Source organism: Candidatus Aminicenantes bacterium, from assembly GCA_026393855.1.
In the GTDB taxonomy this organism is placed as follows: domain Bacteria; phylum Acidobacteriota; class Aminicenantia; order Aminicenantales; family UBA4085; genus UBA4085.
Genome location: JAPKZJ010000122.1, coordinates 13,095 through 28,142, shown reverse-complemented (window position 1 = coordinate 28,142; position 15,048 = coordinate 13,095). Strand labels below are relative to the sequence as shown.

Annotated in this window: 13 protein-coding genes; 8 read left to right on the top strand and 5 right to left on the bottom strand. The window is 59.6% G+C overall.

Annotated elements, in window-relative coordinates; translation table 11 throughout:
* Nucleotides 1–384 precede the first annotated feature (384 nt).
* Complete coding sequence (locus tag NTZ26_14950) at nucleotides 385–3,564, bottom strand: BACON domain-containing protein (GenBank protein ID MCX6561798.1); 3,180 nt, start codon at nucleotides 3,562–3,564, stop codon at nucleotides 385–387.
* A 549-nt stretch (nucleotides 3,565–4,113) separates the two neighbouring features.
* Here NTZ26_14950 and NTZ26_14945 point away from each other — a divergent pair.
* Genes NTZ26_14945 through NTZ26_14920 form a run of 6 tightly spaced genes read left to right on the top strand, consistent with a single transcriptional unit; the run spans nucleotide 4,114 to nucleotide 8,879 of the window.
* Nucleotides 4,114–5,121 (top strand): PfkB family carbohydrate kinase, encoded by a 1,008-nt coding sequence (locus NTZ26_14945; GenBank protein ID MCX6561797.1) that lies wholly within the window; start codon nucleotides 4,114–4,116, stop codon nucleotides 5,119–5,121.
* Complete coding sequence (locus tag NTZ26_14940) at nucleotides 5,118–5,621, top strand: adenylyltransferase/cytidyltransferase family protein (GenBank protein ID MCX6561796.1); 504 nt, start codon at nucleotides 5,118–5,120, stop codon at nucleotides 5,619–5,621. The genes NTZ26_14945 and NTZ26_14940 overlap by 4 nt, the downstream gene beginning before the upstream one ends.
* Entirely contained in the window at nucleotides 5,618–6,616 is a 999-nt protein-coding gene (locus NTZ26_14935; GenBank protein ID MCX6561795.1) for a glycosyltransferase family 9 protein, read from the top strand. Before NTZ26_14940 ends, NTZ26_14935 begins: the two co-directional genes overlap by 4 nt.
* Entirely contained in the window at nucleotides 6,609–7,175 is a 567-nt protein-coding gene (locus NTZ26_14930) for an isoprenylcysteine carboxylmethyltransferase family protein (protein ID MCX6561794.1), read from the top strand. The genes NTZ26_14935 and NTZ26_14930 overlap by 8 nt, the downstream gene beginning before the upstream one ends.
* 10 nt (nucleotides 7,176–7,185) lie before the next feature.
* Nucleotides 7,186–7,767: an RNA methyltransferase gene (locus tag NTZ26_14925; protein MCX6561793.1), complete on the top strand. Its 582-nt coding sequence runs from the start codon at nucleotides 7,186–7,188 to the stop codon at nucleotides 7,765–7,767.
* 14 nt (nucleotides 7,768–7,781) lie between these two features.
* Nucleotides 7,782–8,879: a hypothetical protein gene (locus NTZ26_14920; protein ID MCX6561792.1), complete on the top strand. Its 1,098-nt coding sequence runs from the start codon at nucleotides 7,782–7,784 to the stop codon at nucleotides 8,877–8,879.
* A 471-nt stretch (nucleotides 8,880–9,350) separates the two neighbouring features.
* Here the strand turns inward: NTZ26_14920 and NTZ26_14915 are convergent, their stop codons facing one another.
* From NTZ26_14915 to NTZ26_14905, 3 genes are read right to left on the bottom strand one after another with little or no spacing between them, the layout of a single operon-like run.
* Nucleotides 9,351–11,003, bottom strand: coding sequence for a PDZ domain-containing protein (locus tag NTZ26_14915; GenBank protein MCX6561791.1), 1,653 nt, complete (start codon nucleotides 11,001–11,003; stop codon nucleotides 9,351–9,353).
* Nucleotides 11,004–11,014: 11 nt separating this feature from the next.
* A complete protein-coding gene (locus NTZ26_14910) occupies nucleotides 11,015–11,386 on the bottom strand; it encodes a hypothetical protein (GenBank protein MCX6561790.1) in 372 nt (123 codons plus the stop codon).
* Nucleotides 11,373–11,954: a sigma-70 family RNA polymerase sigma factor gene (locus tag NTZ26_14905; protein MCX6561789.1), complete on the bottom strand. Its 582-nt coding sequence runs from the start codon at nucleotides 11,952–11,954 to the stop codon at nucleotides 11,373–11,375. The genes NTZ26_14910 and NTZ26_14905 overlap by 14 nt, the downstream gene beginning before the upstream one ends.
* Nucleotides 11,955–12,068: 114 nt before the next feature.
* Here NTZ26_14905 and NTZ26_14900 point away from each other — a divergent pair, with 114 nt between their 5' ends.
* Both NTZ26_14900 and NTZ26_14895 read left to right on the top strand, forming a co-directional pair.
* Complete coding sequence (locus NTZ26_14900) at nucleotides 12,069–13,184, top strand: NADH:flavin oxidoreductase (protein ID MCX6561788.1); 1,116 nt, start codon at nucleotides 12,069–12,071, stop codon at nucleotides 13,182–13,184.
* Nucleotides 13,185–14,279 carry a DMT family transporter gene (locus NTZ26_14895; protein ID MCX6561787.1) on the top strand — a complete coding sequence of 365 codons (1,095 nt, stop codon included), beginning with the start codon at nucleotides 13,185–13,187 and terminating at the stop codon, nucleotides 14,277–14,279.
* A 19-nt stretch (nucleotides 14,280–14,298) separates the two neighbouring features.
* Here NTZ26_14895 and NTZ26_14890 read toward each other — a convergent pair whose 3' ends face one another.
* A complete protein-coding gene (locus NTZ26_14890; GenBank protein ID MCX6561786.1) occupies nucleotides 14,299–15,036 on the bottom strand; it encodes a class I SAM-dependent methyltransferase in 738 nt (245 codons plus the stop codon).
* Nucleotides 15,037–15,048 lie beyond the last annotated feature (12 nt).

Genomic DNA, 15,048 nt, shown 5'->3' with positions numbered 1-15,048 from the left:
CCGTGTCGCCAACAAGTCTATCTGCACGTTGAGAATACGAAACGTCGGAAATGATCCGATCAGAAGCGTCCGGTTTCGGCTGACTCTCCGGTATCAACATAGCAATGAACCGGTCTATTCCCGGGTTCATACCCTCCGTATGAATCTGGGGCCCAGGGATATTGTCAGCCAAAAGTTTTACCTGCAGGAAAAAATCGATTTTAACGCTACCTACATTTTCCAATACGACGAAGTCGTGGTCCGGTAGAGTTCATTTCTTCCAGGGGAGTGATCCCGTCCTTTTCGGCTTATCAGGGGGAAACCAAAGGAAGAAAGTGCCGGAGGAGGGAATCGAACCCACACCTTCTGTAAGGAGAACCGGATTTTAAGTCCCCGGCTTGTGGCTTAAGACCCGATCTTGATAGTCACGAAAAGACGTGAACGGCTCTCCCGATCCACGAAGGCCAGCCGGTAATTCCCCAGAAAGCCCGGGCCGGGTAACCAAGAGAAGATGCCGGTGTTGGCGTCCAGGGTCGAGCCGATCGGCAATGGCCGCAGCTCATCGCCGACGATAAGATAGCCCTCGTATCGATGGCCGATCGGCAAGACAGAAGTAAGTCCAGCTCGCTCAGCCGTGCGGCGATTCGCGTCCACTTCCAAGGCATGATCGTCGAGGAGAATCTCCAAGCGCTCCAGTTCAAGAGTGGCAAAAAGAGTTCCCTCGCCGGGCCTCGGGATCACAGACTCCGGAGGAAGGCTTCGGTTGAATCCTCTTCTGGCATGAATGGGATTCATCGATACGGCGCGGAACTCGGCCAACTCCCTTACTTTCGTGAATGAACTCACGGCGGCTCCACTCGCGACAGCATGATTTGCCGCAGTGGCTTGCTCTCCCTGGAGAGTAGGCGTCCCTGCGTTCAGGATCGAGAAGTACCGGCTCCCGATCCCATCCTCGTTACCCGCGTTGTCCACTACACTCCAGGCGATCGTATGGACCCCGTTCGTAAAGGCGGTCGTATTCAGATCGTAGACTCCGACTGCCGCATTTGAGTTGGCATAGCCGGGGAACAAGGTCGCGATGTCGTCCCGGTAATGGTTATAGGACGGGTGACCCAGGGGCACACCGTCCACCCAAACCCATATCGTCGATCCGTCCGTCGGAATGCTGTTGGGCAGGGGTGTCAGCGCCCAGCCGAAGTTGTAATAAAGAGAGCCCGAGATTTCTTCTCCCTGACCAGGCGTATCGATGGCACCGAAGGGCTTGACGGCATGGAGGTTGTCGCAAGTGATCGTCTTGCTGTCCAAGACGACGCTGTGCCCCTCCCTATCTGTGGCTGTCGCATAGAGCGTAAAGGTGCCGTTTCCTCCATTCGGCAAAAAGTTAGTCAGCAGCATGTAGCCCCAGCCGGAGCGGGATTTCAAGGGATACGTGGGGTAGGCTATTTCTACATCAGACCGGGACCCCTCGACAAAGACGGCGTCGCCGATATAGATGCGCGATCCGGGCGGTTCTGCTCCCACCGAATCGCGGCTGATCTTCACCACCGTCGTCTCAACGTCGTCCAGCGTCCAGCCCGTCACGGCGATGCTGCTCGACACGGTCGTGCCGTTTTTCGGTGTATCGAAAGAGCCGAAGGGAACGCTTGAAGTCCCCACCGGCGCGATATTGAGCCCAACATTGATCGTCTGCGGCGAATTCGTAGCGTTCGGGGCGGTTATCGTGATCGTTCCGGCATATGATCCGGGCGACATATCGGTTCGGGCAATACCGATCGTCAATACCCCGGAGCCGGTTCCGCTTACGGGCGAGACCGAGATCCAATTTGCGGACGGCGTCGCCGTCCAGTTCAGCGTTCCCGTCCCCGTGTTTGTGATTACCGAGGTTCCGGCGTGCGTCGGGGTCCCATTTCGTTCCGACCCGAAGTTGAATGACGTTTTTGAAAGTCCAATGGTCGGAACGCCAACGGCGGAAGTATTTGCTTCGTCCCATTCATAGGAATATTCGTAGGTCAAATATTTTGAATAAAGTGCAAGTGTATATTCTGTGAAGGGCTTGCTCTGACCGGGATAAATCGCGGTATTTGTTGTAATGGATCCTATCTTATAGGGATCTCCATCGACATACGTGAAGTCGGTATCGATGACCTTTGAGTTTGAGTCATAGATAGCGAAATCAGCCTGCGTAAAATAGGAAACATAATTATTGCTCGAATTCTTGATTTCGCCGACGATTTGGAGATTTCCTAAAGAAGACGAAGTTATCGGAATCCCATTAAAACTCAATTGGGTATAACATAGAGAGTACGAATATTCGCTCCATTCAATTGTATACGTATAATTATCAACTTGACTAAATTTACATGAAGTCCAAACTTTGAAGAATCCTTTTTCCCCAGAACGCAAGGCATTCGTATAAATACCGTACCCTAAATTGACATTTGTCCCTCCGTAAATATACGTCCACCCTGTTCCTATATTGATATTATTTTTATCAAAAAGAACGATGCTTATTTTGGTAAAAACGCTTGCGGTGCCTCCATCATTATGGACTGCGCCTGTCAATACGAAATCTTCAAAATAATCAGCTTGGGCGTAAGTCGAATTCACAATAAGCGCAATGGACGCCGAGAGAGAACTCGTTTTGACTTTAAATAGCGCCTGCGAGTTTTCTTTTATCTGTTTTTCACATTTGCGACAAATGTGGAATAGATAAGCCCCGATTTGGGTTTGGATATTCTTGGGCCGGGGTTCGTCAGGGATCAATAAATTCGAACTATCACTATTAAACAGTTTTCCATTTTCTAAATTAACTTTGGAGAGATTTTTTGCCTGATTTGAAGTGCTAACGAATACTGGGACGGCCTTATGTTGCATAAGGTTCTGTCTAAGAGGGGGATAATAGCTTTCCCAGAATTGCCAACACAATTTATTATTGCAGAGATTGCCCGTTAACGAATCGTCTTTAGATAGGGAGTTCGCAAGAGCATTCAATTCTTTTCTAATACTGTCTATTACAGTTCTTTCGTATCTTGATGAATTAGCGAAGAAATCGGAGAATCTAGAAATTGATTTTATGGGATTTTGTTCATAATGAGCGGATAATACAAGATGCCCATAAGGAACTAAATGATAAACATAACAAAGCGGAATGTCTTGATCATAAATGAGATCGACAGAAGAAATATCATATTTATCGGAAGTTCCATTCAGCCGATATCCGTTCATTATTTGGATCAGATTATTTGCCGTTACTAGAGAAAATGCTTCATCTACATTGCTCAGATTACCGAGGCTGGAGGGAAGGGTGCCTATGAGGTTATTATTTGTCAGGTATAGCTGCTGGACAGTAGTGTTAACGGCATCGGTTATTACCCCATACCAGGTGTTTTCGGTTCCCGGCATAGCGAAGCCGTCGGTACGCAGAGGGGCAGTCTTCCAGCTTGTTTTGTTTGTCCAGGCATCTCCATTAGTCGAGTTATAGAGATCGATCAGCGCCTGCCGCTCCGCGGCTGGAATGGCGGCAGATAAAACCAGGTTGCCCGCCAGCAGAAATACTAGAAATAATGTGGTTTTAAGAGATTTCAAAACACCCTCCCCCAAGCAACACTAAGAGCATAACAATACCTTTGTCACGGAACCGAAGTCAACCAAAGGAAAGGATTTCTTTCTCTACTGCTTCGAATGCGACCTTGATGAAGACTCGGGCAGACGAATGGCGGCATCGGGATTCAGCCGTTCTTGGCGACTCGGCAATTTACCTTTACCTTTACCTCGCGCCTTCATTATGAGCGGTGAGGATTACATTGGAAATATGGATTTATAAAAACTCGCCATTTTCATAAATTTTCATTTGTATCCGCCTTATCACTATTTCAAAACGATATATCCCCCCCTAAAAAAATATTTTCCGATTTCCCTTCTGTGGGGCAGACCAGTCCCCCATGTCACAACTGTGTAACAAAAAAGGTTTAAACCCGCTTAATCTAGGCTAATGGTGCTTAAAACAGAAAAAGACCAGTAACTAATCGCGACAGGGGGAAAACAAAGAAATTGGACTGCCGGAGGAGGGAATCGAACCCACACGAGCCTTTCAGCCCCGCGGCCCGATCCGACTAAAATGGCCTGCGAACCGCCATGAACGAAGAGACACGATATCTATTCCGGATCATCGACACGCTTTCCCACCTCCAAGTGGCCGTCTGGGGCGACTTCATCCTGGATGAGTACATCACCGGCTGCACCCGCCGAATCTCCCGCGAAGCTCCTGTCCTGATCCTCGCTTTTCAAAAACGGGAGTTCGCCCTGGGAGGCGCGGGGAACGCCCTGCTAAACCTGCTGGCGCTGGGAGTGGATGCGGTCCCGATCGGTGTGGTCGGCGACGACGAGGCCGGGCGGACAATCGCCTCCGTGCTCCAATCCGCCGGAGCGGATACCCAATCGCTCTTCACGGCCCCGGGCTTTGCAACCCCGCTCAAGACGCGCGTCCTGGCGGGCGAGGATAATACCAAGAAACAGCAGATTCTCCGCATCGACCGCGAAGGCCATGTCCCCGAGACGGCGGGATTGAAGAAGAAGCTTCGTGCCGCGCTGGCCAAAGCCGGCCGGACCGCCGACGCCCTGCTGATCTCCGATTACCATTACGCCACCGTCCAGACCGATCTCTTCCCCGCCGTCTTGGCCGACTTCAAGGCCAAGGGCCGGCCGGTGACCCTGGACTCGCGCTTCCGCCTGCTACAGTTCCCGGGCGTCACCCTGGCCACCCCCAACGAGCCCGAGGTCGAAGACGCCCTTAAGATCTCGCTCGCGGCGGGCGAACCGGCCGTGCGGAAGGCGGGCGCCGCGCTTCTGCGCAAGCTCCGCTCCCCCGCCCTGCTCATCACCCGCGGATCCAAAGGCATGGCCCTGTTCGAAAAGGGCAAGCTGCCTCTGTTTCTCTCCGCTTCCGGGCCTTCCGACATCGTCGACGTGACCGGCGCGGGCGATACCGTCATCAGCGTCCTGACCGCGGCCCTGGCCGGCGGGGCTTCGCCCGCCGACGCGGCCCGGCTGGCCAACGGCGCCGGCGGTGTGGTGGTCATGAAGAAGGGCACCGCGACGATCTCGCCGCTCGAACTAAAACAGGCCCTCATCAGCGAACCTTGAGCAAGCTCCGCACGCTGGCCGGACTGAAGACCATCGTGGCGCGCGAGCGCCGCAAAGGCCGTCGCGTCGTCCTGGCCAACGGCGGATTCGATCTTCTGCACGTGGGCCACATCCGTTACCTGGAAGCCGCGGCCCGGCTGGGCAAAATCCTGATCGTAGCTCTGAACAGCGACGCCTCCCTGCGCCGGCTCAAGGGACCCGGCCGCCCGCTCCTGCCCCAGGCCGAACGGGCCGCGATCCTGTCCGGGATGGCCTGCGTCGATCATGTCGTGATCTTCGATGAGCCCAACGTCGAGCGCATCCTCCTGGCCCTGAAGCCTGATGTCCATGCCAAGGGCTCGGATTACTCGAAAAAAACCGTCCCCGAGCGCGCGGTCGTCCTGGGCTACGGCGGCCGGATCGCCATTGTCGGCGGCGCCAAAGTCCGCTCGACTTCCGAGGTCATCCCCCGCGTTCTGCACAGGCTCAGAGCCAAGAAAGCATCCGGGAGAGCACGTTGAGCGACCGCTTCCTGATCGTCCGGACCAGCTCGTTGGGCGACATCATCCACGCCTTACCTGCTTTGGCCGCGCTCCGCAAGCACAAGCCAGAGGCCGAGATCCGCTGGATTATCGGCGACAAAGGCCGGGCCATCCTGGACTGGGTCGAAGGCTTGGACGGAATCGTCATGACGGGATCGCCAGGCTGGCGTCGTTCTATTCGCGGCCGCGATCAGACCAGCCTGGACTTCCAGGGTCTGCTCAAATCCGGCCTGATCGGCTTTCTGTCCGGGGCCAAGCGCCGGATCGGATTCCATCGCGATAACCTTCGGGAGCCCGCGGTCCGCATCTTCTACACAGAACACGCGGCGCCGTACCCCGAGACCGAGCATGTGATCCGCAAGAATATTCACCTACTGACTGTTCTCGGGATCACCGAGACGGACATAGCCTTCCCGCTCCGCGTCCCCGACCCAGCCCGGAAGGCGGCCCACGAAACGCTTCGAGGGCTCGGCTGGGACGGCCGGGCCCGAATCGTCGTCTTCAACGTCGGGGCCGCTTGGCCCACCAAGCGCTGGTTCCCCGAGCGCTGGCGCGAGACGATCGCCGGCATCGCGCGCCCCGATCGATTCCCCGTCCTTCTCTGGGGTTCCCCCGACGAAAAAGCCTTGGCCGAGGAGGTCGCCGGAGCCGAGCATCCACGGCCGACCGCAATCGTCCCGTTTTTGACGATCCAGGAAAGCATGGCCCTCATCGCCTCGGCCAGGCTGCTAGTGAGCGGCGATACGTTCGCCCTCCAAGCGGCCGCCGCGCTGGACGTCCCGATTGTCGGCCTGTTCGGACCGACCGACCCACGCCGCAACGGCCCGTTCCGGGAGCGCGACAAGGTCATCCATCCCGAACTGGCCTGCAACCGCTGCTACAAGCGCGCCTGCGACACCATCGAATGCCTCAAGGCGATCACGGCCGGCGAAGTCGCTGCCCGGATCGAGGAAGCGTTGGCCGAACATGCCTGAAACAAAGCTGATGCGGACGCTCTACCGCTGGCGGGTCCGGTCGGGACCGCTGGCGCTCCTGGCGGTCACCATCACGGCGGCTCCTACGGTCCGCTCCCTTCTGATTGGCGCCGCCGTCGCCGCGCTCGGCCTGACTGTTCGCGCCTGGGCGGCGGGGCATATCCGCAAGGAGAAAGCCCTGGCCGTGACAGGCCCCTACCGCCACAGCCGCAACCCGCTTTACGTCGGCAACTTCATTCTCGGAGTCGGCATCGCCGTAGCCACGAATTCCTGGTGGGGTGTTCTGGCCTTCGCTATCTACTTCGGGCTGTTCTACCCGCTCGTCATCCTCGAGGAGCGGGACCGGATGCGCCGGATCTTCCCCGACCAGTACGGCGCCTTCGAAAAATCTGTGCCGCTTTTCTTCCCCCGGATCAAGCCCGCACCCGCCAACGGCGAGTGGCGGTTCCACTGGAGCCAATATCGCCGCAATAAAGAGTATCGGGCTCTCGCCGGGACGATCTTAACCTGGGGCCTCTTGATCCTGAAGATGCTCTTCCTCCCGAATCTTCATCCCTGAAGAATCCGCCATGACGACGCCCGAACGACTGGCCCGGATCAAGAGCGTGCTGGGATTCCGCCAGCCGGACCTCCGGATCGTGCTGGAGAGGATCGATAACCCCCACAACGCCAGCGCCGTTTTGCGGACCTGCGACGCGGCCGGGATCATGGCCATCGACGTCATCGGTTCGGGCGACGATCCCATGCCCATCAACAACGCCATCACCACCCGGGCCGACAAGTGGCTGAAAGTCGATTTTCATCCCACGACCGAAGCCTGCCTGGCGGGGCTGAAAAAGCAAGGCTTTGCGGTGGCCGTCACGCATCTCGGCCCGGATTCGGTTCCCTACACCAGCCTGGATTTCACTCGTCCTACGGCCGTCGTCTTTGGCGGCGAAAGAGACGGGATCTCGGAAGCGGCGCTGGTCGCGGCCGACCATAAGATCAAGATTCCGATGTTCGGCATGGTCCAGAGCCTGAACCTGTCCGTCTCGGTGGGGATCATCGTCTACGAAGCCATCCGCCAACGGCTGGGAAGTGGCTTCTTCGACAATCCGCGGCTCTCCCCCGCCGAGCTCGAGGACTATCTCGACCGCTGGTCCGATCTCTGACCGGGGAACGCAAAATGGCCCTCTCCCATCGCGAACGAGTCCAAACCGCGCTGAGCCAAGAGCGGCCGGATCGCTGCCCGCTTCAGGTCAGCTTCACGCCCGAGTTCGCCGTCCGCCTTCGGGCCGATCTGCAAGGACTAGGGCGGCTGGGAAGCGCCGGCGCAGCAGGCCATAATCCCCACGGCGGCGGCAACGTCTATAATCTGGAACGAGCCGTCGGCGAGGATGTTCTTCTCACCAGCGTGGGCTGGGCCAATTCCTACTACCAAGCCGATGAAACCTATACCGATGAGTGGGGCATCCGCTGGGAAGTGGCCCCTTACGAGACGCGTTTCGGAACCGGCCATTACACGGAAATGAAAGGCTTCCCGCTGGCAGAAGACGCGGCGATCGATCGCTATTCCCCACCCGATCCAGACCGCCCGGAGCTTTATACCGAAGCCGAGCGCGTCATCCGCGAATTCGGCAAAGAATACTGGATCTGCGGCGTAGCCGTGACGACGATCTGGGAGACCGCCTGGGCCCTCCGCGGCCTGGAACGGATGATGCTCGACCTGGTCGAGAATCCCGATCTGGCCGACCGAATACTCGACATCCCTTTCCGCTATCATCGGACGGTCGCCCGGCGCCTGGCCTCGCTTGGCGCCGATATGATCTGGCTCGGCGACGACGTCGGCGGCCAGACCGGGATGATCATGTCGCCCCGAACTTGGCGCCGCTTCCTCAAAGGCCGCCTGGCCGATATCATCGCCGAGATCAAATCGGTCAGCCCGACCTGCAAAGTCGCTTATCACTCCGACGGCGACATTACTCCGATCATCGACGAGCTCATCGAAATCGGCGTGGACGTCCTCAATCCCATCCAGCCGGCCTGCATGGATCCGGCCATACTGAAGCGCCGGTACGGCGATCGGCTCTGCTTCTGGGGGACGATCGACGAACAGCACACCCTGCCGTTCGGATCAGCCGCCGACGTGGCCCGGGAAGTCCGCGACCGGCTGGCCACGGTCGGCCAGGGCGGCGGGCTCATTCTAGGCCCGACCCATCACGTCCAGCTCGACACGCCTCTGGAAAACTTCTGGGCGATGATTCACGCAGTCGAAGCCGGTTAATAAAGTTCTTCTCCCATCTCCGGGAAACGCCAACGGTTTGGGGTGTCGGCCAACGGCGAAACCGCGCGGGAAAAGCTTTTTATTCCGAAGGCGCACAACACTCTTATTCTCATTGATATCACCACCCCTACCCCGCCTTCGAAGGCGGGGATAGGATAGCGCCTTCGGCTGCATGTGCCGAGGGCTGTTTGAGCACGCAACCATCTAACGGAATCGAAACGGAGTGGGTGGACTCTATGACCGAGGGATCTCGAATGCGGAGTTCCGCCCTCGCGGGGACTGTCGAAGCGACGTCCCGACGAGGACTGCGAAGCGCTGGAGGCGCCGAGCGGATTAGCGTAAAAAGGAGTGGTGAACCCGCGCCGCCGGGCTGACACCCCGAACCGCGTTTCCCGGAATCGGGAGAAGAACAAAAAGCCCCGCCCTCCCTTGCGAGAGAGCGGGGCAACGGGAACAGAGTCCCGGCTTCCGTCAAATCCAGATGATCGTCTTGCCGTTGCGCATGATCCGCAGCAGGTCCGGGCTGGGCGATGTGGTCCAATTGCGAGAACCGTTGAACTCGGACTCGAACTGTCTGACGATGTCCCGGGCGGCGCTTTCCGACTTGGAAGTCGACTTGGAGAAGCCCCCCGGCGCTTCCTTCTCGGCCGGCCGACCCGGGATTTCACTTGACCCAGGCTCCTCGGGCGAGCGATGCAGAAACTGGACACCAACCGATTCGTCCTCGGTCACTTCGACGTCCAGCGCCATCGTCTTCTTGTCCCGAACGAAATCGATTTTAACCTTGTCGCCTTTCTTTTTGTCCTGCAACAGGGCACTCAAATCGTTCACGGACTCGACTTTCTTGCCGTCGGCCTTGAGGAGGATGTCGCCGACCTTGATCCCGGCCTTCTTGGCTGCGCCTTCGGACTCCAGGGCAGTGACCAGCAGGCCGTAGCCGTCCTTGGCGCCCCAGGCCTCGGCCAGCTCGGGGTTCATCGGCTCCAGGGAGACGCCGATATATTTGCGCTTCTCCCAGCGGTAGGAGGACAGCGGGTTGCCGGGCACCGGAGCGTACGGATTTCTGTCCTGGGGCCGGGTGGTGATCTGTGGGAAGAGCTGCGGGAAGAGGATCTCCAGCTCGCGCTGGGCGTTGGCCTCGCTGTACTCGCCCAGCTTGACCTTGACGTCCAAGGGCTTGCCGTCGCGTTCGATCTTGAGCGTGACTTCGGCGCCCGGTTTGCGGGAGCGGATCTCCTGGGCCAGGGCGTTGCCGTTGGTCAAGTCTTTGCCCTCGAATTTGATGAGGACGTCGCCGACCTTGATCTTGGCCTGCTCGGCCGGGCTCTTGGGATCGACTACGGCCACCACCAGCGGGCCTTCGGAGACATCCACCGAAACGCCCATCCAGCCGCGCATGACCTTGCCGTTTTTGCGGATATCGGTCGCGACAGAAATGACCAGGTCGACCGGGATGGCCAGGGCCATGCCCGCCGAGGGAGCCTCGCCGCGGCTGACGGCAAAGCCGGAGCCGACCGTCGTGCCTTCCCGGAACTCGAAGGCCACCGAGGCATCGTCGAAGTAGGCGCCCCGCAGCAGCCCGACCATCTTGCCTTCGGCGCTGACGACGGGAGCCCCGCTCGAGCCGGGGACGACCCAGACGTTCAACCGCGCCTTGTCGGGCGAGGCCGAGCTGACGATGCCCTGGGTGATCGAGGGCGTATGCTCGGGCGACAGCCCGACGACCCCGATCCAGACGCCCGGCCGCAGGTCACCGGTCTTGCCCAGACCGAGCGGGGTCAGGGCCGCTCCTTTAGCCTGAATGACGGCGATGCCCGTCTGGGTATCGAAGCCTTTGAAAATCGCCTGGTAGACCTTGCCGTCGGCCGTGGTGACCTGGATCGTCTGGTCCCGCGGCGAGATGAGCGCCGTCGTAACGATCGTCCCGTCCTTGTCGATGACGATTCCCGTGGCAATCTTGCGGATGCCGTTGCGGGCCTCGACCTTGACGACCGAGGGCGCCGTCATTTTGATGATTTCCTCGACCCTCTTCTCGTCGATGGCCGTCCGGGTGCCGGTAAAAGCCGGTCCGGCGACAGCCAGGGCGAGGGCGAGGGCCGCAAGAGTTTTGAACCGATGGTTCATCTTCCAACCTCCTAGTACTTGATGAGAGTGGGGGAAGCCTCGGACACTCGTTCCAAGATATAAACGGCGCCCGGCGCGTACGAGGCGTTCTGCAGGTCGCCCCGATAGTCGACGGGCTCGGTGATGGACAGGGGTTTCTGGCCGGAGTCGGCGTCGGCCATTGTGGCGGACGGCGCGGGTCCGCGCAGGACGAACAGGTTGAGCGCTCCCAAGCCGGCCAGCAGGACGACCGCGGAGACCGCCATCGCCCGCCGGAAGGCTCGGGCCCGCCGCAGGGCCGGCAACTGCCGGCGCCGGGAGGCCAACGCTTTGAGTACGCCGTCCTCGAATCCTTCGGGGGCGGAAACCCGGTCGAGCCGCTTGAGCTGGTCAAAGCTGTTCATCGATGATCTCCGTTTTGGGCAGTCCGGCCGCGTCTTGACGGGCCGATTCCAGGGACTTCTTGAGCATCATTCGGCCCCGGCTGATACGGGCCTTGACGGTCCCCACCGGCCGCTGAATGATGCGGGCGATCTCTTCTTGGGAATAGCCTTCGACATCCTTGAGCAGGACGGGGATGCGGTAGCGCGGGTTGAGCTTGGCCAAGGCTTGCCGGAGGTTCGCCGAGAGGCCGGAATCGGACGCTTCGCGGCTCGGCGTGCTCAAATCCGCGGTGGGCGGGAGCTCTTCGAACGAGACCAGCGGCATCCGCCGCCTTTTCTTGATATCCGTCTTGGCCAAGTTGGAGGCGATGGCGTAGATCCAGGACGAGAGAGGGGCGATCGGCCGGTACTTGTCGGCCTTGAAATAGACCCGGAGGAACGTCTCCTGGGAAAGGTCGACGGCCTTCTGGTAATCGCCGGTCATCTGGAAGAGAAAGTTCACAATTCTGTCCTTGTAGACTTGTACTATCTCGGCGAAGGCCCGCTCGTCGCCGTCCCTGACGAGGGCGATCAGCTGTTGTTCGTCCATGTCTACAATTCCATAACCATATGGGGCCGGAGCCCGTTGCATCTCAGAGTAGATTATAGGAGAATGTCCTTGATTTACAAATTAGATATATCTTAGTTAATCGGAGCGAGCCGAATGACCCAATCTCCGTCCGATTCGCCTCTATTCACGCCGATCAAGATCGGTGGGATGGAAATACCCAATCGCTTCGTCCGCTCGGCCACAGCCGAGTTCATGGCCGACGAAGACGGTTTCGTTACCGATCGACTCGTCGGCCTATTCCATGATCTCGCCGAAGGCGAGGTCGGGCTGATCATCACCGGGCACGCTTTTATCCGGCCCGACGGCAAAGCCGGGCCCTTCCAGACGGCGGTCTATGACGATCGGTTCCTCCCCGGCCTCAAGCGGATCTCCTCTACCGTCCACGCCTTCCCGAGCCGCATCTTCCTTCAGCTCGCCCATGCCGGCCGCCAGACCAAGGTCAAACTGGTCGGCGGGGAGCCGATCAGTCCTTCGGCCGTGTTCGAGCCGACGTTCAAGCTGACGCCGCGGGAAGTCACTCCAGTCGAGATCGAGAGCCTCAAGAACGATTTTATCCAGGCCGCCCGTCGGGCCCGCGAAGCCGGGTTCGACGGGGTCCAAATCCATTGCGCCCACGGCTACCTCCTCGGCAGCTTTCTCTCGCCCCACACCAACCGACGGACGGACGACTGGGGCGGTTCCACGGCCAAAAGGGCTCGGATCGTCCTCGAGATTATCGCCGGCATCAAGGCGATTTGCGGCAGCCTATTCCCGGTCATCGCCAAGCTCAATTCGGAAGACTTCCTGGCTTCGGGACTTCAGGTCGAGGAGAGCCTCGAGATCGCCGGGCTCCTTCAAGGCGCCGGCTTGGACGGCCTCGAAATCAGCGGCGGCATGACCGAAGCCGGAAAGGGATCGATCTGGCTGGGGGTGCGCCCGGAGGAGGAGGAAGGCTACTTCGTGGACGCCGCGGCCCGATTCAAGAAAGTCCTGCGCATCCCGGTCTTCGGCTTGGGCGGGAATCGGACTTTCGCCCGGATGGAAGCGATCATCCGCGACGGCCGGGCCGATCTGGTGTCTTTGAGCCGGCCATTCATCCGGGAGCCTCGGTTGGTGAGGGATTTTCGCCTCGGCCGTATTAAAAAATCCTCCTGCATCTCCTGCAGCAAGTGCCTCAACCCACGCGGCATCACCTGCGGCGAGCTCAAGGTGCAATCCAGGAAGGGGTGAATGGACCGTCGGCCGTTCTTCGCCATTCTCGTCTCGGCCGCCCTCTTTGGGGTCAGCCCACCTCTGGCCAAGCTTTTGCTCCGCGACACCGACCCGCTCGTCCTGGCGGGATTGCTCTATGCCGGCGCCGGGATCGGCTTGACTCTTTATAATCAGTTGCGCCCTCGCGGCAGCCATGCAGGAAGCGAGCCGAGCCCTCTCAATCGCAAGGACGCACCTTGGCTGGCGGGGGCCATCGTCTGCGGGGGGATCGCGGCGCCTATCCTGCTGCTCCTCGGCCTGTCCCGGCTGAGCGGGTTTTCGGCCTCGCTCCTACTCAATCTGGAAGGCGTCGCTACGGCCCTGTTGGCCGTCCTTCTCTTCGGCGAACCGGCCGGCCGCCGGACCTGGGCGGCCTTGGCGGCCATGACGGCCGCCGGCTTCCTCATGAGCTGGGACGTCTCGGCCGGACGGATATCAGCGCTAGGCGTCCTGCTTGTCCTCGCGGCGATGGCCGCGTGGGGCGCCGACAACAACTTCACCCGCATGATCGCAGATAAGAACCCGGTCCGCATCGCCCAAGTCAAAGGGCTCATCGCCGGAGCTTTCTCTCTCGGCTTGGCCGCATGGCTCGGTCGGCCGTTCCCTCACTGGACGTATTGGCTGGCAGGCGCAGCGCTGGGCGCTTTCAGCTACGGCATCAGCCTGGTCCTTTTCATCCGGGCCCTATCGGGGTTGGGGGCATTCCGGACCGGAGCCTTCTTCAGCCTTGGCCCATTCGTCGGCGCCGTCCTTTCGCTGGTCCTGCTTCGGGAGGCGCCGTCATGGCCTCTCCTGCCGGGCGTTCTGCTGATGCTGGCAGGGACGGCGCTCATCGTCCTCGAACGCCATGGCCACGCTCATCACCACGACCGGCTCGTCCATGCCCACCCTCATCATCACCATGACGATCATCACAATGATCATCATAGTCATCATGATCCCGAGCCCGAGAGACTGCCGGGAGGGCGCTCATCCGAAGAGCCGAGCCGCGGGCATGTCCACGAACACAGCCATGAGGAGAGAGAGCACAGCCACGCCCACTGGCCGGACATCCACCACCGGCACGGGCATTAACGCACCCGGAAGCGCGCTCTCAGCGCTTTTCGGCGATGATGTAGAGCTGGGGATCTTTGAATTCGAAGGGCGTTCCGTCGGGCGATCCGACGGAGCAAAGCACTCGAAATCCCGACGCGGCAAGCAATCGTCCGATCTCCCCCACCGTATAGACATAGTGCTCGGACGAGCGTTTCTCGACTCGGCCGTCCCGTATGAAAGTATAGTGCGTTTCAACAACGCTCCGTTCGCTATCGTAACCGTTGGCCATCAGGCAGGTGATGTCGCCGGCGGTGATCCATTCCCGCTCCCGGAAATCGGGCAGGACGGACTCGGCGGCCATGGCCGTATGGATGACGAATCGGCCCGCCGGCCGCAGCGCGGCCGCCACCCGCCGGCAGAAACCGAGCATGTCGTCGGGATCAAAATAACCGAAGCTGTTGCCGAGGCAGTACGCGCCATCGAAGGGTCCGCCCAGATCGACCCCGGCCAAATCCCCCAGGACGGCCTCGGCCGGCAGATTCGCCGCCTTAGCCCGCGCGTTGACCTCTTCGACGCAGGCCGGGGCAATATCGATGCCGCGAACCCGAATGCCCTCGGCCGCTAAGGCGAGAGCATGGCGGCCGAAGCCGCAAGGGACGTCCAAAACCGAAGATCCGGGGGCAAGAACAAGGGATTCCTTCAGAAACACTACCTCGGCCCGAGTCCATTCTTCGGGGACGGCGGCCTTCCAGAAATCCATGGCTACCCCGTCGAAGAACTGTTCATACCATTTCATAGCCACTCCTCA

Excerpts from the sequence above, each read along its gene's own strand:
- NTZ26_14945 (MCX6561797.1), top strand. The coding sequence starts at position 4,114 with ATGAACGAAGAGACACGATATCTATTCCGGATCATCGACACGCTTTCC.
- NTZ26_14925 (MCX6561793.1), top strand. The coding sequence starts at position 7,186 with ATGACGACGCCCGAACGACTGGCCCGGATCAAGAGCGTGCTGGGATTC.
- NTZ26_14910 (MCX6561790.1), bottom strand. The coding sequence starts at position 11,386 with ATGAACAGCTTTGACCAGCTCAAGCGGCTCGACCGGGTTTCCGCCCCC.
- NTZ26_14915 (MCX6561791.1), bottom strand. The coding sequence starts at position 11,003 with ATGAACCATCGGTTCAAAACTCTTGCGGCCCTCGCCCTCGCCCTGGCT.
- NTZ26_14890 (MCX6561786.1), bottom strand. The coding sequence starts at position 15,036 with ATGAAATGGTATGAACAGTTCTTCGACGGGGTAGCCATGGATTTCTGG.
- NTZ26_14900 (MCX6561788.1), top strand. The coding sequence starts at position 12,069 with ATGACCCAATCTCCGTCCGATTCGCCTCTATTCACGCCGATCAAGATC.
- NTZ26_14905 (MCX6561789.1), bottom strand. The coding sequence starts at position 11,954 with ATGGACGAACAACAGCTGATCGCCCTCGTCAGGGACGGCGACGAGCGG.
- NTZ26_14920 (MCX6561792.1), top strand. The coding sequence starts at position 7,782 with ATGGCCCTCTCCCATCGCGAACGAGTCCAAACCGCGCTGAGCCAAGAG.
- NTZ26_14930 (MCX6561794.1), top strand. The coding sequence starts at position 6,609 with ATGCCTGAAACAAAGCTGATGCGGACGCTCTACCGCTGGCGGGTCCGG.
- NTZ26_14895 (MCX6561787.1), top strand. The coding sequence starts at position 13,185 with ATGGACCGTCGGCCGTTCTTCGCCATTCTCGTCTCGGCCGCCCTCTTT.